Source organism: Ramlibacter sp. JJN2-2R (assembly GCF_057747835.1).
Map to the genome: position 1 here is coordinate 473,586 of NZ_CM173226.1, position 17,076 is coordinate 490,661.

The 17,076-nt window shown below is 72.2% G+C and carries 20 protein-coding genes; 10 read left to right on the plus strand and 10 right to left on the minus strand.

Annotation, left to right across the window (positions count from 1 at the left end; translation table 11 throughout):
* The first annotated feature begins 8 nt into the window (after positions 1–8).
* From AC3ANR_RS02340 to AC3ANR_RS02375, 8 genes are all read left to right on the plus strand, one after another.
* A complete protein-coding gene (locus AC3ANR_RS02340) occupies positions 9–635 on the plus strand; it encodes an SPOR domain-containing protein (protein WP_488290275.1) in 627 nt (208 codons plus the stop codon).
* 62 nt (positions 636–697) lie between these two features.
* Positions 698–1,348, plus strand: a complete 651-nt coding sequence (locus tag AC3ANR_RS02345; protein ID WP_488290276.1) for a thiol:disulfide interchange protein DsbA/DsbL — start codon at positions 698–700, stop codon at positions 1,346–1,348.
* 100 nt (positions 1,349–1,448) lie between these two features.
* Complete coding sequence (gene lptA / locus AC3ANR_RS02350) at positions 1,449–2,084, plus strand: lipopolysaccharide transport periplasmic protein LptA (RefSeq protein ID WP_488290277.1); 636 nt, start codon at positions 1,449–1,451, stop codon at positions 2,082–2,084.
* 2 nt (positions 2,085–2,086) lie between these two features.
* Positions 2,087–2,881: an LPS export ABC transporter ATP-binding protein gene (lptB, locus tag AC3ANR_RS02355; protein WP_488291739.1), complete on the plus strand. Its 795-nt coding sequence runs from the start codon at positions 2,087–2,089 to the stop codon at positions 2,879–2,881.
* An 18-nt stretch (positions 2,882–2,899) separates the two neighbouring features.
* A complete protein-coding gene (locus AC3ANR_RS02360) occupies positions 2,900–4,471 on the plus strand; it encodes an RNA polymerase factor sigma-54 (RefSeq protein ID WP_488290278.1) in 1,572 nt (523 codons plus the stop codon).
* 13 nt (positions 4,472–4,484) lie between these two features.
* Positions 4,485–5,705, plus strand: coding sequence for a THUMP domain-containing class I SAM-dependent RNA methyltransferase (locus AC3ANR_RS02365; RefSeq protein ID WP_488290279.1), 1,221 nt, complete (start codon positions 4,485–4,487; stop codon positions 5,703–5,705).
* The gene (locus tag AC3ANR_RS02370) at positions 5,698–6,114 is read left to right on the plus strand and encodes a PIN domain-containing protein (RefSeq protein ID WP_488290280.1); all 417 of its coding nucleotides are present in this window, start codon (positions 5,698–5,700) and stop codon (positions 6,112–6,114) included. The genes AC3ANR_RS02365 and AC3ANR_RS02370 overlap by 8 nt, the downstream gene beginning before the upstream one ends.
* Positions 6,111–6,869: a UPF0149 family protein gene (locus AC3ANR_RS02375; protein ID WP_488290281.1), complete on the plus strand. Its 759-nt coding sequence runs from the start codon at positions 6,111–6,113 to the stop codon at positions 6,867–6,869. Before AC3ANR_RS02370 ends, AC3ANR_RS02375 begins: the two co-directional genes overlap by 4 nt.
* A gap of 13 nt (positions 6,870–6,882) precedes the next feature.
* Here AC3ANR_RS02375 and AC3ANR_RS02380 read toward each other — a convergent pair whose 3' ends face one another.
* The 9 genes from AC3ANR_RS02380 to apaG form a co-directional block, all read right to left on the minus strand.
* The gene (locus AC3ANR_RS02380; RefSeq protein WP_488290282.1) at positions 6,883–7,356 is read right to left on the minus strand and encodes a hypothetical protein; all 474 of its coding nucleotides are present in this window, start codon (positions 7,354–7,356) and stop codon (positions 6,883–6,885) included.
* 103 nt (positions 7,357–7,459) lie between these two features.
* Positions 7,460–7,951 carry a CinA family protein gene (locus AC3ANR_RS02385; protein WP_488290283.1) on the minus strand — a complete coding sequence of 164 codons (492 nt, stop codon included), beginning with the start codon at positions 7,949–7,951 and terminating at the stop codon, positions 7,460–7,462.
* Positions 7,948–8,490 carry a phosphatidylglycerophosphatase A family protein gene (locus AC3ANR_RS02390; protein ID WP_488290284.1) on the minus strand — a complete coding sequence of 181 codons (543 nt, stop codon included), beginning with the start codon at positions 8,488–8,490 and terminating at the stop codon, positions 7,948–7,950. The genes AC3ANR_RS02385 and AC3ANR_RS02390 overlap by 4 nt, the downstream gene beginning before the upstream one ends.
* A 142-nt stretch (positions 8,491–8,632) precedes the next feature.
* The gene (locus AC3ANR_RS02395) at positions 8,633–9,130 is read right to left on the minus strand and encodes a thermonuclease family protein (RefSeq protein ID WP_488290285.1); all 498 of its coding nucleotides are present in this window, start codon (positions 9,128–9,130) and stop codon (positions 8,633–8,635) included.
* Positions 9,131–9,180: 50 nt separating this feature from the next.
* Entirely contained in the window at positions 9,181–10,152 is a 972-nt protein-coding gene (gene thiL, locus AC3ANR_RS02400) for a thiamine-phosphate kinase (protein ID WP_488290286.1), read from the minus strand.
* A gap of 37 nt (positions 10,153–10,189) precedes the next feature.
* Entirely contained in the window at positions 10,190–10,447 is a 258-nt protein-coding gene (locus tag AC3ANR_RS02405) for a GlsB/YeaQ/YmgE family stress response membrane protein (RefSeq protein ID WP_488290287.1), read from the minus strand.
* Between the two features lie 117 nt (positions 10,448–10,564).
* Positions 10,565–11,743 (minus strand): YbdK family carboxylate-amine ligase, encoded by a 1,179-nt coding sequence (locus AC3ANR_RS02410; protein WP_488290288.1) that lies wholly within the window; start codon positions 11,741–11,743, stop codon positions 10,565–10,567.
* Positions 11,736–12,983 (minus strand): cation:proton antiporter domain-containing protein, encoded by a 1,248-nt coding sequence (locus AC3ANR_RS02415; protein WP_488290289.1) that lies wholly within the window; start codon positions 12,981–12,983, stop codon positions 11,736–11,738. The genes AC3ANR_RS02410 and AC3ANR_RS02415 overlap by 8 nt, the downstream gene beginning before the upstream one ends.
* Before the next feature lie 97 nt (positions 12,984–13,080).
* The gene (apaG, locus tag AC3ANR_RS02420) at positions 13,081–13,461 is read right to left on the minus strand and encodes a Co2+/Mg2+ efflux protein ApaG (RefSeq protein ID WP_488290290.1); all 381 of its coding nucleotides are present in this window, start codon (positions 13,459–13,461) and stop codon (positions 13,081–13,083) included.
* A gap of 43 nt (positions 13,462–13,504) precedes the next feature.
* On the opposite strand from apaG, the gene rpe reads away from it, so the two are divergent.
* Positions 13,505–14,185, plus strand: coding sequence for a ribulose-phosphate 3-epimerase (gene rpe / locus AC3ANR_RS02425; RefSeq protein WP_488290291.1), 681 nt, complete (start codon positions 13,505–13,507; stop codon positions 14,183–14,185).
* 7 nt (positions 14,186–14,192) lie between these two features.
* On the opposite strand, the gene AC3ANR_RS02430 is transcribed toward rpe, so the two are convergent.
* Positions 14,193–14,498: a hypothetical protein gene (locus tag AC3ANR_RS02430; RefSeq protein WP_488290292.1), complete on the minus strand. Its 306-nt coding sequence runs from the start codon at positions 14,496–14,498 to the stop codon at positions 14,193–14,195.
* 409 nt (positions 14,499–14,907) lie between these two features.
* Between AC3ANR_RS02430 and AC3ANR_RS02435 the strand changes: the two genes are divergently transcribed.
* Positions 14,908–17,064, plus strand: coding sequence for a catalase (locus tag AC3ANR_RS02435; protein WP_488290293.1), 2,157 nt, complete (start codon positions 14,908–14,910; stop codon positions 17,062–17,064).
* Positions 17,065–17,076 lie beyond the last annotated feature (12 nt).

Consider the following 17,076-nt stretch of genomic DNA (forward strand, 5'->3'; position numbering starts at 1 on the left):
GCAAGAACGTGAACAGACAGCGTGGCAACGTCCTGGTGGGCATCGTCATCGGCATCGTGATCGGCCTGGCCGCGGCGCTGGCCGTGGCCGTGTACGTCACCAAGGTACCCGTCCCCTTCCTGAGCAAGAACCAGGGCCGCACGCCCGAGCAGGAGGCGGCCGAGTCGAAGAAGAACCAGAACTGGGACCCGAACGCACCGCTGTACGGCAGGAACCCGGCCAAGCCGCTGCCGCCCGCACCGGGCGTGGGCGCCTCCGCGCCGGCTCCGGGCGCGGCCCCCGCGGCCCCCGCGGGTCCGGAGCGGCCGGCGGCGAACGCACCGGCGCCCGCGGCCCGTTCCTCGGGCGATCCGCTGGGCGACTTCGCGGCCGCCCGTTCGGGCGGCGCCGCGGCCGATCCGTTCCTGTACTTCGTGCAGACCGGGGCCTTTCGCACCCAGGAGGACGCCGACGCCCAGCGCGCCAAGCTCTCGCTGATGGGCGTGGAGGCCAAGGTCACCGAGCGCGAGCAGTCCGGCCGCACGGTGTTCCGCGTGCGCGTGGGCCCGTTCGACAAGAAGGATGACGCCGACCGCGCCAAGGACAAGCTGGACGCGGGCGGCATCGAGACCGCGCTGGTGCGGGTGCAGCGCTAGGCCCACGAGGGAACCAACCGGGCCGTGACGGCTCAGACCCAACGCAAGGAGTCAAACCTGACATGAATCGACGCGAGTTTTCCGCGGGCGCCGCCTGCCTGACCGTCGCCGCCGGACTGGGCCTGCCGGGCCTGGTGTGGGCGCAGAAGAAGCCGGAGGACGGCCGCGAGTACAAGACGCTGGACAAGCGCGTGGCGCTGGAAACCCCGCCCGGCAAGGTCGAGGTGATCGAGTTCTTCTGGTACAGCTGCCCGCACTGCAACGCGTTCGAGCCGCAGTTGGCCGCCTGGTCCAAGAAGCTGCCGCCGGACGTCGTGCTGCGCCGCGTGCCGGTCGCCTTCCGCGACGACTTCGTGCCCCAGCAGCGCCTGTTCTACACGCTCGAGGCCATGGGCAAGCTCGACGAGGTCCACGCCAAGGTGTTCCACGCCATCCACGTGGACAAGCAGGCGCTCGCCAAGGAAGACCAGATCCTCGCCTGGGTCGAGAAGAACGGGCTGGACAAGGCCAAGTTCAAGGAGGTCTACAACTCCTTCTCGGTGTCCACCAAGGCCCGCAAGGCGTCCCAGCTGCAGGACGCGTTCCAGGTCGAAGGCGTGCCCGCGCTGGGCATCGCCGGGCGCTGGTACACCGACGGCTCGCTCTCTGGCAACATGGGGCGCGCGCTCCAGGTCACCGACTACCTCATCGCCGAAGCGCGCAAGAGCCGCTGAGTCGCGGCGCGATGGCAAGCCCAAGCCCGCCTCGGCGGGCTTTTTTCTTCGGGGCCCGCCGGCCCGGTCGCTACAATGCGCCAGCAAGATTCATGCCGCTATGAGACTCCCCCTCCTGCCCGCCGTGCTCGCCCTGTGTCTCGTGTGGCCGGCCGCCGCCCGGGCCGAGAAGGCCGACCGCGACAAGCCGATGAACGTCGAAGCCGACGCGCTGCGGTATGACGACCTGCGCCAGGTGAGCGTGTTCACCGGCCGGGTGGTCCTGACCAAGGGCACCATCCTCATCCGCGGCGCCCGGCTCGAGGTCCGGCAGGACCCGGACGGCTACCAGTACGGGGTCGTCACGGCCGAGCCGGGGCAGCGGGCGTTCTACCGCCAGAAGCGCGAAGGCCTGGACGAGTGGATCGAGGGCGAGGGCGAGACGATCGACTACGACGGCAAGGCCGACCGCGTGAAGTTCATCCGCCAGGCCGAACTGCGCCGGCTGCGCGGCGCCACGCTCGCCGATGAGATGGTGGGCAGCGTCATCACCTACGAGAACAGCACCGACGTCTTCACGGTCGACGGCGGTCCGGCCTCTCCGCGCCCGGGCGGCCGCGTGCGCGCGGTGCTCGCCCCGCGCGAAGGCGCCTCGGCGCCCGCGGCGCCCGCGCCGGGACGTGCCGCGGTGCGCGAGCCGATGCAGCCGCCGCCGCAGCTCAAGACCAGCCCGGACCTGTCGGGGGAGCCACGGTGAGGATCGAGGCCGAAGGCGCCACCGACGGCGGCGCGACGGCGGCGACGCCACCCGTGCGCAGCCGCCTGGAGGCGCGCCACCTGCAGAAGGCCTACGGCAGCCGCCGGGTGGTCAAGGACGTCTCGCTGGGCGTCGACAAGGGCGAGGTGGTGGGCCTGCTGGGCCCCAACGGCGCCGGCAAGACGACCTCGTTCTACATGATCGTCGGCCTGGTGCGCGCCGACGCCGGCGAGATCTCCATCGACGGCCAGCCGGTGGAGCACATGCCGATCCACCGCCGCTCGCGCCTCGGGCTGTCGTACCTGCCGCAGGAAGCGTCGATCTTCCGCAAGCTCACGGTCGCCGAGAACGTGCGCGCCGTGCTGGAGCTGCAGCACGGGCCCGACGGGCGCTCGCTGTCGGAGCAGGTCATCGAGGAGCGCCTGACGGCGCTGCTGCAGGACCTGCGCGTGGACCACCTGCGCGACTCGCCGGCGCTGGCGCTGTCGGGCGGCGAGCGGCGGCGCGTGGAGATCGCGCGCGCCCTGGCCACGCAGCCGCGGTTCATCCTGCTGGACGAACCGTTCGCCGGCATCGACCCGATCGCCGTCATCGAGATCCAGCGCATCATCGGCTTCCTGAAGTCGCGCGGCATCGGCGTGCTGATCACCGACCACAACGTGCGCGAGACGCTGGGCATCTGCGACCACGCCTACATCATCAGCGACGGCAACGTGCTGGCGCAGGGCACGCCGGCGGAGATCGTCAACAACGCGGACGTGCGGCGGGTGTACCTCGGCGAACACTTCCGGATGTAGTCCGGAACGGCATTCCCGATGAAGCAGGGTCTCTCGCTTCGCGTCTCGCAGCACCTGGCGCTGACGCCGCAGCTGCAGCAGTCGATCCGCCTGCTGCAGCTGTCCACGCTCGAGCTCGCGCAGGAAGTCGAGCAGATGCTGGGCGACAACCCGTTCCTCGAACTGACCCAGGACGAGGCCCCGCGCGAGGAGTTCGGCATCGACCGCGCCGACACGCCGCCGCCCGCCGACGAACGCGAATCGGACCAGGCGGCCGCCGGCGACATGGCGTCCTTCGACGGTGACCGATCCGCCACCGCCGCCTCCGCGAGCGACGCCGAGCCGGCCGCCGCGGTCGAGACCGAGCCGCAGGACTGGGAAGGCGACGGCAGCACCGAGCTGGTGCCCGACGACAGCGAATGGGGCGGCGACGCCCAGGCGCGCCGCAACAACAACGAGTCCGACGGCGAGGTCGACGCGGCCGACCTGGCGCGCGGGCACGAATCGCTGCAGGACCACCTGCACCGGCAGGCGCTGGCGCTGCGGCTGGCGGACGAAGACCGCGCCGCGCTGCGGTTCCTGATCGAATCGCTCAACGACGACGGCTACCTGGAGGACCCGCTGGAGGACCTGGCCGCCGGCCTGGCCCAGGGCGACCCCGAGCAGCAGGAGGAGCTGGTCCACCGGTTCACCGTGGCCCTGCGGCTGCTGCAGCACCTGGACCCGCCGGGCGTCGGGGCCCGCTCGCTGGCCGAATGCCTGACGCTGCAGCTGCGCATGCTGCAGGCCGAGCAGGGCGATCCGGCCTGCGAGACGGCGATCGCGATCTGCCGCCACCCGATGGACCTGCTGGCGCGGCGCGACGTCAAGCGCCTGTGCACGCTGTGCGGCGAGACCGAGGCGAGGATCAAGGCGGCGATGGCGCTGATCCCGCGCCTGGAGCCCAAGCCCGGCCGGCGCTTCGTCGACGTGGAGCGCAACATCGTCGTGCCCGACGTGCTGGTCACCAAGGTCGGCCGCGGCAACCAGTTCCGCTTCCGGGTCCAGCTCAACCCCGACGTGATGCCGCGCCTGCGCGTGCACGACGTCTATGCCGGCGCGCTCAAGGCGCACAAGGGCGAGGGCCACCAGGCGCTGCAGCAGCGCCTGCAGGAGGCGCGCTGGTTCATCAAGAACATCCAGCAGCGCTTCGACACCATCCTGCGCGTGTCCAACGCGATCGTGGAGCGGCAGAAGAACTTCTTCGTCCACGGCGAGCTGGCCATGCGCCCGCTGGTGCTGCGCGAGATCGCCGACGAGCTCGGCCTGCACGAGTCGACGATCTCCCGCGTGACCACCGCCAAGTACATGGCCACGCCGTTCGGCACCTACGAGCTGAAGTACTTCTTCGGCTCCGCGCTGGGCACCGAGACCGGCGGCAACGCCTCGTCGACGGCCGTGCGGGCCCTGATCAAGCAGTTCGTCGCCGCCGAGAGCCAGAAGAAGCCCCTGTCGGACAGCCAGATCTCCGAGATGCTCAAGGAGCAGGGCATCGAGTGCGCACGCCGCACGGTGGCCAAGTACCGCGAGGCGCTGCGCATCGCACCCGCCAACCTGCGCAAGGCGCTCTAGCCGGCGCGACCCCATGACCGACCTGCATCTGTTCCTGCCCTGCGCAGCGGGCGTGGAAGACCTCCTCGCCGACGAAGTCCATCGCCTCACGGGCCTGGCGGGCGACGACCTGCTCGTCGGCCGCGCCGGCGTGGTCGTGCGCGGCTCCTGGCGCGAAGCCCTGCGCCTGAACCTGCACAGCCGGCTCGCCCAGCGCGTGCTGGTGCAGCTGTCGCAGACGCCCTACCGGGCCGAACAGGACCTCTACGAGGCGGCCGCCGCGGTCGCCTGGGACGCCTGGTTCACCGCGCGCCAGACCTTCAAGGTGGAGGTCACCGCGCAGCACAGCCCGCTGCGCAGCCTGAACTTCGCCGCGCTGAAGATCAAGGACGCCGTGGCCGACCGCTTCCGTGCCCGCGGCGGCGTGCGGCCCGACGTCGACACCCAACGGCCCGACGCGCGCGTGCATGCACACCTGACGGCCACGCACTGCACGCTGTACATCGACACCTCGGGCGAGCCGCTGTTCAAGCGCGGCTGGCGCGAGGACAAGGGCGAGGCCCCGCTGAAGGAGACGCTGGCCGCCGCCATGATCGCCGCCAGCGGCTGGCAGGCCGACGTGCCGCTGTACGACCCCTGCTGCGGCAGCGGCACCATCGCCATCGAGGCGGCCCAGCTGGCGTGCAACATCCCGCCGGGGCTGCAGCGGCGCTTCGCGTTCGAGCGCCTGCTGCCGCACCAGCCGCATGTCTGGCAGCAGCTGAAGGACGAGGCGCGGGCGGCGCAGCGCGCGCCGGCGGTCCTGGTGCACGGCAGCGACGTCGCGTTCCGCATGGTCGACTTCGCCCATCGCAATGCCGAGCGCGCGGGCGTCGCCCACGCGGTGCAGTTCCGCGGCGGCGACGCGCTGCAGCGCATGCCGCCCACCGAGATGCCCGGCGTCATGCTGGTGAACCCGCCGTACGGCGAACGCATCGAGACGGCCGGCGTGGCCGGCCGCACGCAGCGCGGACGCGAGCGCGCGCAGGCGGACGACGGCGCCGATTTCTTCGCCCAGCTGGCGGCGCACTGGAAGAAGCACTACGCCGGCTGGACTGCCTGGGTGCTCACGCCCGACCTGAAGCTGCCCTCGCGGATGCGGCTGAAGGAGTCGCGCCGCATCCCGATGTGGAACGGCCCGATCGAGTGCCGGCTGTTCCGGTTCGACATGGTGGCGGGGTCGGCCCGCGCGCGCGATGCAGCCCCTGGTGCTTGACACCAACATCGTGCTGGACGTGTTCGTCTTCGCCGACGACGCCGCCCGCCCGCTGCTGCCCGCGCTGCGCGGGCAGCGGCTGCGCTGGCTGGCCACGCAGGCGATGCGCGACGAGCTCGAGCGCGTGCTCGGCTACCCGCAGATCGCCGCCCGGCTGGCCTTCCACGGCCTGCAGCCCGATGGCGTGCTGGCGTCCTTCGACGCCCATGCCGAGGTGGTTGACGCGCCGGACAAGGGGCCGTTCACCTGCGGCGACCCCGACGACCAGAAGTTCATCGACCTGGCGGTCGACCGTGGCGCGGTGCTCCTGTCCAAGGACCGCGCCGTCCTGTGCATGAAAAAGCGGCTGGCCCGGCTGGACGTCGCGGTGGCGACGGCCTGGCAGCCCGACACGATCCCCTGCCCATGACCGTTCCCCCGCACGAGGCGCCGCTGGGCGCCGACGATTTCGATGCCCAGGACGCGGTGCTCGACCAGCTGCGCGAGCAGGACGAGCACACGCCCGACTGGGAGTTCTGCGAAGGATTCCTGGCGGCGCTGGTGTGCTGCCGGCGCGCCATCGAGCCCGAGGAGTACTGGCCGGTGGTGCTGGGCGACGGGTTTCGCCCGATGGAGCAGATGGAGTTCGTCTGGCGCTGGCGCCGCCGCTGGGCCGAGGTGCAGGCCGCGCTCGATGCCGACGTCGAGACGCTGGAGGACGACCGGGCCTACCAGCCCGAGGTGCTCGACGTGCGCGGCGCCGTGCTGGCCCTGCCGCAGGACGAGCGGGGCGACGCGGACCTCGCCCAGCTGCCCTCGTTCGCCGAGACCTGGGCCCACGGCTTCCTGCACGCCGTGCGCAGCTGGCCCGACGACTGGGCGCCGCCGCGCGACCGCGAGGCGGCCGACATGCTGCACGACGCGCTGGACGCCATCGAGGCGCTGGCGACGCCCGACACCGGCACGCCGGTGCTGTCGATGCACAGCGAGGACGGCCCGCCCAGCGTGAGCGAGGCGCGGCTGGATGCGTTCGGCGAGGCGATCTGGGCCGTCTACGACCTGCGCCAGCTCTGGAAGAGCCTGGGCCCGAAGGTGCCGACCCTGCGCAAGGCGCCGGAGCCGGGCCGCAACGACCCGTGCCCGTGCGGCAGCGGCAAGAAATACAAGAAGTGCCACGGGGCCTGAGAGCCCCGCGCGATCACTTCCTGGCCGCTTCGCGCTCCTTCATGATCGCTTCGCGGTCGGCGGGGTCGTAGGAGATGCCGCCGCAGCGCTGGTTGTAGGCGGCCAGGTCCTTGTTCAGCGTTTCGGCGTCGGGGCGGAACTGCTCGGCGTCGGCGCGGGCGGCGTTCACCTTGTCGTTGTACGCGGACATGCGGCGCTCCACGCGGTCGCGGGACATGCCCAGCATGCTGGAGCTCTTCTCGAGGCGCTCGCGCTCGGCCTGCAGCTCCTCGCCTTCGGTCTTGAGCGCCTCCTGCTGCGCCTTGATCTTCTTGGAGCGCTCGCCCAGGGCCTCGGTGCGTCCCTTGAGGGAGTCGCCCGTGTCGAGGCAGTAGCGCAGCTCGTTGCGATCGACCTTGCGCGGCGTCGCGGACGTCTGCGCGCCGGCGGCGGCGCCGAGGCCGAGCGCGAGCACGGCGACGAGGGAGGAAGCGGTGATGGATCTCATGGGCCGCGATGCTACTGCTTTCGACCCGGGCCGGGAGAGGGGGCGGACCCTTCCGTGGCGGCTGGGCGCCGGTTTCCCGTGGGCGCCGCGCCGCTGTGCGGCGTCAGGGCTCGGCGCGCACCAGCGCCAGCAGCCGGGCCAGCGCGTGGCGCACCGTGGCCTCGCGCACGGCGGCGCGGTCGCCGGTGAAGTGCCGCACCTCGCTGGAGAGGCGGCCGCCGACCGAGAAGCCGAACCAGACCGTCCCGACCGGCTTGTCGGTGCTGCCGCCGGTGGGCCCGGCGATCCCGGTGACGGCCACGACCGCCTGCGCGTGCGAATGGCGCGCGGCGCCGAACGCCATCGCGCGGGCCACGACCTCGCTCACAGCGCCGTGCGCGGCGATGGCGGCCGGGTCCACGCCCAGCGCCTCGCTCTTGGCCTCGTTGGAGTAGCTGACGAAGCCGCGCTCGAACCATTGGCTGGAGCCGGCCAGGTCGGTGCAGGAGGCGGCGATCAGGCCGCCGGTGCAGCTCTCGGCGGTGGCCATCATCCAGCCGCGCTCGAGGAGGGCTGCGGCCAGTTCGGCGCACATGGCGTGCACGGCGTCGTTCATGCGACCGCCCTCCACAGCGCGATCACCAGCAGCGTGCAGAACGCGGCCACCAGGTCGTCCAGCATGATGCCCAGCCCACCGCGCCAGCCGAAGCCATGGAACAGGTCGTCGGCCCAGCCGACCGGGCCGGGCTTGACCGCGTCGAAGAAGCGGAACAGGGCGAACGCCGCCAGCTGGGCCAGGAACCCGGCGGGCAGCAGCAGCCACAGCACGATCCAGAACGCCACCACCTCGTCGACCACGATCGAGCCGGGGTCGAGCACGCGCAGGTCGCGCGCGGTGACCACGCTGGCCCACCAGCCCAGGGGAAGGGACGCCAGGATGACCCAGCCGATGGCCGGTGCGGGCACCCAGCTGGCGAGCACGAGGTAGGCGGCCCAGGCCCACAGGGTGCCGACGGTGCCCGGCGCCACGGGGCTCAGCCCCGAGCCGAAGCCCAGCGCCACCAGGTGCGCCACGTGCGAGAAGAGAAAGCGCAGCGTCGGCCGCGCGCGCGGTGCCGACGCGGGATCCAGGGCGGGTGCGGCCGGCTGGCTCATGCGCTCACCCGGCTGGTGGTGCCCGGCGCCGGGGGCAGCAATGGCGTCGGCAAGTCGTGGCAGGCGGGGGCAGGCATGGACCAATGGTAGCGAGCCGGCCCCGCGCGCGGCGGGCGGGCAAGCCGGCGCGGCGAGCGGCGCCCTAGTGGCCGGCGCGCGGGCACGGCCCGTGCTGGCGCCGGAAGCGGCGCGGCTGCATGGGCTGCGGCTGCGACCACAGCCCGCGGCGCGCCTCGCGCGCCTGCGCCTGCAGGGCGTCGTAGGCATCCGCGCGGCGCCGGAACCGGTCCGACCACGCCAGGCCGTTGGCCACCATCCAGGCGCCGACGTCCTGGTCCGAGCGCGCGAGGCGCGCCAGCACCCGGCCGTACTGGTCGCGACCGCGCTCGCTCACGGTGACCGGCTGCGAGAGCACCAGCCGCCGCAAGCCCTCGCGCGACTGCGGTCCCCAGGGCTGGCATGACTCGGGCGCGTCGATGCCCTGCACCCGGATCTCCACCGGTGGCCGGCCTGCGGCCGGCCGCAGCCAGACCGTGTCGCCGTCCACGACCCAGGTGACGGTGCCGGTGTAGGTACGCCGCGCGCCGGCGTGCACGGGCAACGCGAGACACGCGACGAGGAGCAGCAGGACGAGGCGCATTCCCTGGCAACGTGCGCGCCCGGCCCGCTGCCGACAGGCAGCCACCGGGCTCAGGCGAAATGGTCGAAGGAGCGGAACTGCTTCACGAGCGGCACGCCACCGGCTGCGAGCAGGCGCACGCCGGCGGCCGCTTCGACCGCGCCGATGCGCGTCACGCGCGTGCCGGCTGCGGCCGCGGCGGCGGCCACGGCCTCGCGTGCCGACGCCGGCGCGGTGAAGGCGAGTTCGTAGTCGTCGCCGCCCGCCAGCACGAACTCCAGCTGCCGGTCGTCGTCGATGGCGCCATCCAGTCCCGCGCGGCTGGCCAGCAGGCCGAGCGCCTCGCGCGTGTCGATCACGGCGCCCACGCGCGACTGGCGCAGCACATGGCCCAGGTCGCCCAGCAGGCCGTCGCTGACGTCGATGGCCGCGCTGGCGATGCCGCGCAGCGCCAGCCCGAGCGCCACGCGCGGCGTGGGCGCCTCCAGCCGGGCGCGCGCGGCCGAGAACACGTCGGCGGGAACGTCGATGCGGCCGCGGAACACCTCCAGGGCCAGCCGCGCGTCGCCCAGCGAGCCGCTCACGTACAGGTCGTCCCCGGCGCGGGCGCCCGAGCGCAGCAGCGCCTGTCCCGCGGGCACTTCGCCGAAGATCGTGATGCCGATGGCCAGCGGGCCGCGCGTGGTGTCGCCGCCGACGAGCGCGCAGCCGTGCTGGTCGGCCAGCGCGAACAGCCCGCGCGCGAACGGCTCCAGCCAGGCCGCGTCGGCCTGCGGCAGCGCCAGTGCCAGCGTGAAGGCGAGCGGGCGCGCGCCGCAGGCGGCCAGGTCGCTCAGGTTGACGGCGAGCGCCTTGTGGCCCAGCCGTTGCGGATCGACGGTGGACAGGAAGTGCCGGCCTTCGAGCAGCAGGTCGGTCGAGACCGCCAGCCGCATGCCGGGGCGCGGCGCCAGCAGCGCGCAATCGTCGCCGACACCCAGCGCCACCTGGGGCGATGCGGTGTCGCGGCGGAAGAAGCGGTCGATCAGCTCGAATTCGCCCATGGGTGCGCGAGCATAGCGCGCGCCCCGCGGTGCGGCGTCAGACGCGGCGCGAGCTGCCGCGCAGCATCCCGTAGATCACCAGCAGCACGACCGCGCCGATGATCGAGGCGATCCAGCCCGCCGTCTGGCCGTCCTGGTACCAGCCCATGGCCACGCCCACATAGCGGGCGATGAAGGCGCCGGCGATGCCCAGCAGCGTGGTCATGATCAGGCCCAGGCGGTCGTCGCCCGGCTTGATGGCGCGTGCGATGAGGCCGACGATGAAGCCGACGAGGATGGTTCCGAGAATCGACATGGGGTGCTCTCCCTGGCACGTGTTGGTGTTGCGGGAGATTCTGGAAGCGGGCCGTCGCCTGCCTTGTAGGACGCCGGCCGGAGTGGCCATCGGCGCCGCGTCAGTGCGTGCGTGGCCTCAGCGCCGGCCCTGGAAACGCAACGCGCCTTGCCGCACGACCTCGGCGAGCAGGCGTTCGCGGGCCTGGCATTGCCGCAGCCAGCGGGCATCGTTGGCGCCGGCGCGCGCGTCGGCGGCGAGCAGTTCGATCGCCGGTCCGGCGCCCAGCTCGCGCGCGGGGCCGGCGAGTTGGTCGAAGGTCATCAGCAGGTGGTCGCGCAGCGGGAGGTGGCGCCCGCTCACGGGGTCCACGTAGACGGCTTCCAGACCGAAGCGGCAGGCCTGGAAGCGGTTGTACGTGTAGACCATGTAGTCGTCCTCGCGCGGGGCGAACGGCTGCTCGTGCAGGAACCAGGCCGCCAGCGCCTGCACGAAGCCCGCCAGCGCGGCGGCGCGCTCCACCGTCAGCGGGGTGTCGAAGACGCGGATTTCGATCGTGCCGTATTCGGGCTTGGGCCGGATGTCCCAGTAGAAGTCCTTCATGCTGCGCACGACGCCGGTGCGGGTGGTGCGGGCGAAGAAGGCCTCGAACGCCTGCCACGAGAGCGTGAACGGCGCCCGCCCCGACATCGGGAACGCCGAGACGGAGTTGAGGCGGGCCGAGTCGAACTGCGTGTCCTGGCCCTGCACGTAGGGGGAGGAGGCCGACAGCGCGATGAAGTGCGGGATGTAGCGCGACATCCGGTGCAGCATCAGCAGCGCCGCGTCGGCGCTCGGGCAGCCCACGTGCACGTGCTGCCCGAACACGGTGAACTGCTTGGACAGGTAGCCATACAGTTCCGACAGTTCGCGAAAGCGCGGCTTGTCGTAGATGCGCTGCTGGTGCCACTGCTGGAACGGGTGCGTGCCGCCGCCGACCACCGCGATGTTCAGCTTGTCGGCGCAGCGCACCAGCGCGTCGCGCAGCTGCGTGAGCTCGCCCAGCACGTGGGCGCCCGAGCGGCACACGCCGGTGGAGATCTCGATCATCGAGGAGGTCATCTCCGGGACTACCGCGCCGGGCAGGGGCAGGCGCGCCATCAGCCGCAGCATCTCGTCCGAGTACGGCGCGAGGTCGTAGTCGTGGGTGTTGACGAGCTGCAGCTCCAGCTCGACGCCGAGCGTGAGCGCCTCGGACGAGCGGAACGGCTCGAGCACGGGCTCGGCCGCCGGCGCGTCGCCGGCGGGCGTGACGTCCGGCGGGCGCGGCTCAGCCATCGGCGCCCCCCGCGCTGCCGGCGGTGTCGCCGCGCGTGCTCTCGCGCGCCTGGTAGATGACGAACGTGGCGCTGATCGCGCCGAGCACCTCCAGCACCAGGATCGCCGGCAGCGCGATCGCCGCCAGGCGCGGGCCGAGCCCGAACGATCCGGCCGTCGCGAACTGCGACACCAGCAGCAGCGCCACCGACGACATCGGCGACAGCGCCCAGCCGGTCAGCAGCGCCTGGCGCCAGGTGGTGCCGCTGCCCGGATTGGCCAGCAGCACGCCGGCGATCTTGGCGGCGCCGCGCGCGATCAGCAGCGCGATCACGGCGCTGGCCACTGACGGATGCCACTCGGCCTGGGCGGCGACCACCGACACCAGCACGAACGTCAGCATCACCAGCAGCGAGGCCGCCGTGCCCAGCTGCCGCGGCCAGGCCCAGGGGCGGGGATTGAGCTGCTTGAGCAGCAGGCCCGCCAGCAGCGCCGCGAGCGGGGCCGAGCCGCCGAAATGCGAGGCGAGGGCGGTGCCGGCGGCGATCAGCGTGATCAGCAGGATCGACGTGTTCTCGCTGTTGGGGCTCATCACGCGCAGCGCCATGCGCAGCACGAGCGCCAGCACGCCCGCGACGACGATGGACAGGCCGAGCACGACGGCCACCGGCATCAGGAGGTCGACCACGTTCGTCTCCTCGCGCTCGAGCACGCCGACGCGCGCGGACACCAGCGTGAGCCCGTACAGCGCGCCCAGCGCGGCCAGCACGATGGTGCGCTCGGTCACGGGGCCGTCGGCGTGGGTGTCGGCGATCACGCGGCTGAGGACCGCGGGCGAGGACACGATCGCCACCAGCGCGAGGCCGTCGGCCACCGCCGGCCGCACCTCGAACCAGCGCATCGCGGCATACACCGCGGCGTACGTCAGTCCGGCCTCGAGCAGGCTTTGCAGCAGCACCATGGGGTTGTGGCGGAACCAGCGCAAGGCGATGCGCCCGCCGGTCTCGAACAGGACCACCGAGGCGCCCAGTTCCAGCAGGAACAGGCCGATGCCCTGCAGCGGCCAGGCCACGCCGCTGAAGCCGGCCAAGCCGGCGGCGGCGCCGACGGCGGAATAGCCGACCACCTTGGGCAGTCCCATGTGGCGCTGCACGAGGTGGCCTGCCGCGGCCGCGACGGCGAGCAGCAGCGACCACTGCACGGTGGGCAGGCCGGCGGATGGCCTGAGCCATTGGCCCCAGAGGGCCGTGATGTCGATCATGCGCGCGAGCCTCGCGGCGCAATGTACCGGCGGGGCGTGGCTCAGCCTGTAGGACAAGGCGCAGAGCCACGGCCGCCCGCGCGGCTGGGCGACGGGCTCAGTGCAGCACGCGGCGGCTGCCGTCTTCCAGCAGGAAGGGCGCGATCTCGACCTCGAAGCGCTCGCTGTCGTCGGCGACGAAGAAGTAGCTGCCGTGCATCGTCCCGCTGGGGGTGCGCAGCCGGCAGCCGCTGCTGTACTGGAACGACTGGCCGGGCTGCAGGAGCGGCTGGTGGCCCACCACGCCCAGGCCCTTGACCTCCTCCACATGGCCGGTCGCGTCGCTGATGAACCAGTGCCGCGAGATCAGCTGCGCGGCGACCTCGCCGACGTTGGTGATGGTGATCGTGTACGCGAAGCTGAACACGCCCTGTTCGGGTGCCGACTGCTCCGGCACGAACACGGGCTGCACCTCGACCCGGAACTGGTACTTGGCCATGCCGCGATCGTAGCCCGGCCCCGCCATTTGCGAGAATCCGGGCATGAGCACCACGCACCGCATCGCCCCCTCCATCCTCTCGGCCGATTTCGCGCGGCTGGGCGAGGAAGTGCGCAACGTCCTGGCGGCAGGCGCCGACTGGATCCACTTCGACGTGATGGACAACCACTACGTGCCCAACCTCACGTTCGGGCCGATGGTGTGCTCCGCCCTCAAGCCCCATGCCCGGCGGCCGGACGGCAGCGCGGCGCCGATCGACGTCCACCTGATGGTGCAGCCGGTCGATGCGCTGGCCCAGGCGTTCGCGGAAGCCGGCGCCGACTACATCAGCTTCCATCCCGACGCGTCCGCGCACGCGCACCGCAGCGTGCAGGCGATCAAGGCGCGTGGCGTCAAGGCCGGCCTGGTGTTCAATCCGGCGACGCCGCTGGACGTGCTGGACTGGCTCATCGAGGACATCGACCTCATCCTCATCATGAGCGTCAACCCGGGCTTCGGCGGCCAGGGCTTCATCGATTCGGCGCTGCGCAAGGTGGAGCAGGCGCGCAAGCGCATCGATGCCTGCGGCAAGGACATCCGCCTCGAGGTCGACGGCGGCGTCAAGGCCGACAACATCGCCCGCGTGGCCGCGGCCGGCGCCGACACGTTCGTCGCCGGCAGCGCGATCTTCGGCAAGCCCGACTACAAGGGCGTCATCGACGCCATGCTCGCGGCGCTGCGCTGACGCGCGGTCAGGGGCGGGGCTTCTTGTCGCCGTCGGGCAGGTCCTCGCGCAGCCGGTCGTAGGTCGCGTCGAGCTCGGCGCCCTTGGTGGTGTCCGCCACCCCGCGTTCCACGTCGGCCTGCCCCGCGCGCCCCACGCGCTCGCTGGAGGGCTCCATGCGCGGCTGGCTGTCGGCCGATTCGTCGCGTTCGTGCGGCATGCGGGGCACCGCCTGCTGGTCCTCCCCCTGCGCCGTGGACGTGTTGCCGCGGCTGGCCTGCGGCGGCTCGGTGCGCGTGGCGGGGTCGGGTGGCGGGGTCGTTCGTTCGGGCATCGGCAAGTCCTCGTTCGGTGGCCCCATCCTCGCGGCCCGCGAGCCGCGCACGGGTAGGACAGCGGCGTGCCGACGGGCGGCGGCGCGCCGCCACCGGTGCCGTCGGTGCCGTCCTACGCCAGCCGCCTGCAGCGTCGGACAAACGCCCCCGCTGCCGGGCTACGGGGGTTTCCCCATGAGCTAGCTAATCTGGCGGGCCACACACGCGAGTTGGGCCGAAGGGAGTGATGCCATGGACATGATCGCCGCGGTACCTGAATGGCTGGTCTGGTGCGCCGCCTCGGCCGCCGGCGCCCTCGCGCTCACCCTGGTGGTCAACACGATCGAGGCAGCCCTCGACCTCGACGCCTGAGCCGAACAAGAACCGGCCTGCGCGCGCCGTCGGGGCGCCGCGGCCACAGGAGCCTGCATGCCCCAGTCCAAACCGGACGCCCCGCGCAAGACGAAGGCCGGCGACGCCGCGTCCGCCAAGCAAAAGCAGCTGGAGAGCTTCACCCAGGCGCCCGAAGCGATCCTGACCACCAGCCAGGGGGTGGTGGTGAACGACAACCACAACTCGCTGCGCGCGGGCCTGCGCGGCCCGACGCTGCTCGAGGATTTCCTGCTGCGCGAGAAGCTCACGCACTTCGACCACGAGCGCATTCCCGAGCGCGTGGTGCATGCGCGCGGCGCCGGGGCGCACGGCTACTTCGAGCTGTACAAGTCGATGGGCCAGTACACCAAGGCCGACTTCCTGCAGGAGGCCGGCCTGCGCACGCCGGTCTTCGTGCGCTTTTCGACCGTGGCGGGCGAGCGCGGCTCGCCGGACACGGTGCGCGACCTGCGCGGCTTCGCCGTCAAGTTCTACACGCGCGAGGGCAACTACGACCTGGTCGGCGCGAGCTTTCCGGTGTTCTTCGTCCAGGACGCGATGAAGTTCCCGGACCTGATCCACGCGCTCAAGCCCGAGCCGCACCACGGCATGCCGCAGGCGTCCAGCGCGCACGACACCTTCTGGGACTTCGTCTCGCTCATGCCCGAGACGACGCATGCGCTGATGTGGCTGATGTCCGATCGCGGCCTGCCGCGCAGCCTGCGGATGATGGAGGGCTTCGGCGTCCACACGTTCCGCTTCATCAACGCGCACGGCGCGTCGCACTTCGCCAAGTTCCACTGGAAGCCCAAGCTCGGCCGCCATGCGCTGTGCTGGGACGAGGCGCGCAAGATCGCCGGGCAGGACCCGGATTTCCACCGCCGTGACCTGTGGGAGGCGATCGCCCGCGGCCAGTGCCCGGAGTGGGAGCTGGGGGTGCAGCTGGTGGAGGAAGGCAAGGCGCATGCGCTGGGCTTCGACCTGCTCGATCCCACCAAGCTCGTGCCCGAGGAGGTCGTTCCCGTGCAGCCGGTGGGCAAGCTGGTGCTGAACCGCAACCCGGACAACTTCTTTAGCGAAACCGAACAGGCGGCGTTCCATCCGGGCCACGTGGTGCCGGGCATCGACTTCAGCGCGGACCCGTTGCTGCAGGGCCGGCTCTTCTCGTACACCGACGCCCAGCTGTCGCGGCTGGGCGGGCCGAATTTCAACGAGCTGCCGATCAACCGCAGCCTGTGCCCGTTCCACAACTTCCAGCGAGACGGCATGCACCGCGCGACGGTGCCGCGCGGGCAGGTGAGCTACGAGCCAAACACGCTGGGCAACGGCTCGGAGTTCCGCGTCGATGGCGGCCACCAGGGGTTCCAGAGCTACGAGGAGCCGCTCGAGTCGCCCAAGGTGCGGCGCCGCAGCCCCACCTTCGACGACCACTTCAGCCAGGCCACGCTGTTCTGGAACAGCCAGAGCCCGGCGGAGAAGGAGCACATCGTCTGCGCCTTCCAGTACGAGCTGTCCCGGGTGGAGACGGCGGCGATCCGGCAGCGGGTGGTGGACAACCTCGCGCACGTCGACGCCCGGCTCGCGCGCAAGGTCGCCGAACCGCTGGCGCTGCAGCCGCCCGATGCCAAGGCGGCGGCCGGCCGCGCGGGCTTTCGCGAGGCGCGCGGCAAGATGCCGGTCGAATCGTCGCCGGCGCTGAGCATCGAGGCGACCGCGCCGGGCAGCATCGCCACGCGCCGCGTCGCCGTGCTGGTGGCCGCCGGGGTGGAGATCGGCGCGCTCAAGATCCTCCAGCAGGCCCTGCACGATGCCGGCGCCGTGACGAAGATCGTGGCCGACCACCTGGGCGTGGTGTCCACGTCGTCCGGCCAGCAGCTGCCGGTGGACCACAGCTTCCTCAACACCTCCTCGGTGCATTTCGACGCCGTGCTGGTGCCCGGCGGCGCGGCGCACGTGCAGGCGCTGCAGCGCAGCGGCCAGGCCGTGCACTTCGTGCTGGAGGCCTACCGGCACTGCAAGCCGATCTGCCTGATCGCCGGCGCGGCCGACCTGCTGCGGCCGCTGGAGCTGGACCTCGCCTCGTCACCGCCGGCGGGCGTGCTGGTGGGCAGCGGCGATCCGGCCACGCGGGTGCCGCTCGCGCAGGAGTTCGTGGCGGCCATCGGCCGGCACCGGCACTGGGCGCGCACGCAGCTCGAAGCCGTTCCGGCCTGAGGCCTGCGGCAC

Coding starts and splice junctions, on each gene's coding strand:
- AC3ANR_RS02345 (WP_488290276.1), top strand. CDS start 698: ATGAATCGACGCGAGTTTTCCGCGGGCGCCGCCTGCCTGACCGTCGCC.
- lptA (WP_488290277.1), top strand. CDS start 1,449: ATGAGACTCCCCCTCCTGCCCGCCGTGCTCGCCCTGTGTCTCGTGTGG.
- AC3ANR_RS02360 (WP_488290278.1), top strand. CDS start 2,900: ATGAAGCAGGGTCTCTCGCTTCGCGTCTCGCAGCACCTGGCGCTGACG.
- AC3ANR_RS02365 (WP_488290279.1), top strand. CDS start 4,485: ATGACCGACCTGCATCTGTTCCTGCCCTGCGCAGCGGGCGTGGAAGAC.
- AC3ANR_RS02375 (WP_488290281.1), top strand. CDS start 6,111: ATGACCGTTCCCCCGCACGAGGCGCCGCTGGGCGCCGACGATTTCGAT.
- AC3ANR_RS02380 (WP_488290282.1), bottom strand. CDS start 7,356: ATGAGATCCATCACCGCTTCCTCCCTCGTCGCCGTGCTCGCGCTCGGC.
- AC3ANR_RS02385 (WP_488290283.1), bottom strand. CDS start 7,951: ATGAACGACGCCGTGCACGCCATGTGCGCCGAACTGGCCGCAGCCCTC.
- AC3ANR_RS02390 (WP_488290284.1), bottom strand. CDS start 8,490: ATGAGCCAGCCGGCCGCACCCGCCCTGGATCCCGCGTCGGCACCGCGC.
- AC3ANR_RS02395 (WP_488290285.1), bottom strand. CDS start 9,130: ATGCGCCTCGTCCTGCTGCTCCTCGTCGCGTGTCTCGCGTTGCCCGTG.
- thiL (WP_488290286.1), bottom strand. CDS start 10,152: ATGGGCGAATTCGAGCTGATCGACCGCTTCTTCCGCCGCGACACCGCA.
- AC3ANR_RS02405 (WP_488290287.1), bottom strand. CDS start 10,447: ATGTCGATTCTCGGAACCATCCTCGTCGGCTTCATCGTCGGCCTCATC.
- AC3ANR_RS02410 (WP_488290288.1), bottom strand. CDS start 11,743: ATGGCTGAGCCGCGCCCGCCGGACGTCACGCCCGCCGGCGACGCGCCG.
- AC3ANR_RS02415 (WP_488290289.1), bottom strand. CDS start 12,983: ATGATCGACATCACGGCCCTCTGGGGCCAATGGCTCAGGCCATCCGCC.
- apaG (WP_488290290.1), bottom strand. CDS start 13,461: ATGGCCAAGTACCAGTTCCGGGTCGAGGTGCAGCCCGTGTTCGTGCCG.
- rpe (WP_488290291.1), top strand. CDS start 13,505: ATGAGCACCACGCACCGCATCGCCCCCTCCATCCTCTCGGCCGATTTC.
- AC3ANR_RS02430 (WP_488290292.1), bottom strand. CDS start 14,498: ATGCCCGAACGAACGACCCCGCCACCCGACCCCGCCACGCGCACCGAG.
- AC3ANR_RS02435 (WP_488290293.1), top strand. CDS start 14,908: ATGCCCCAGTCCAAACCGGACGCCCCGCGCAAGACGAAGGCCGGCGAC.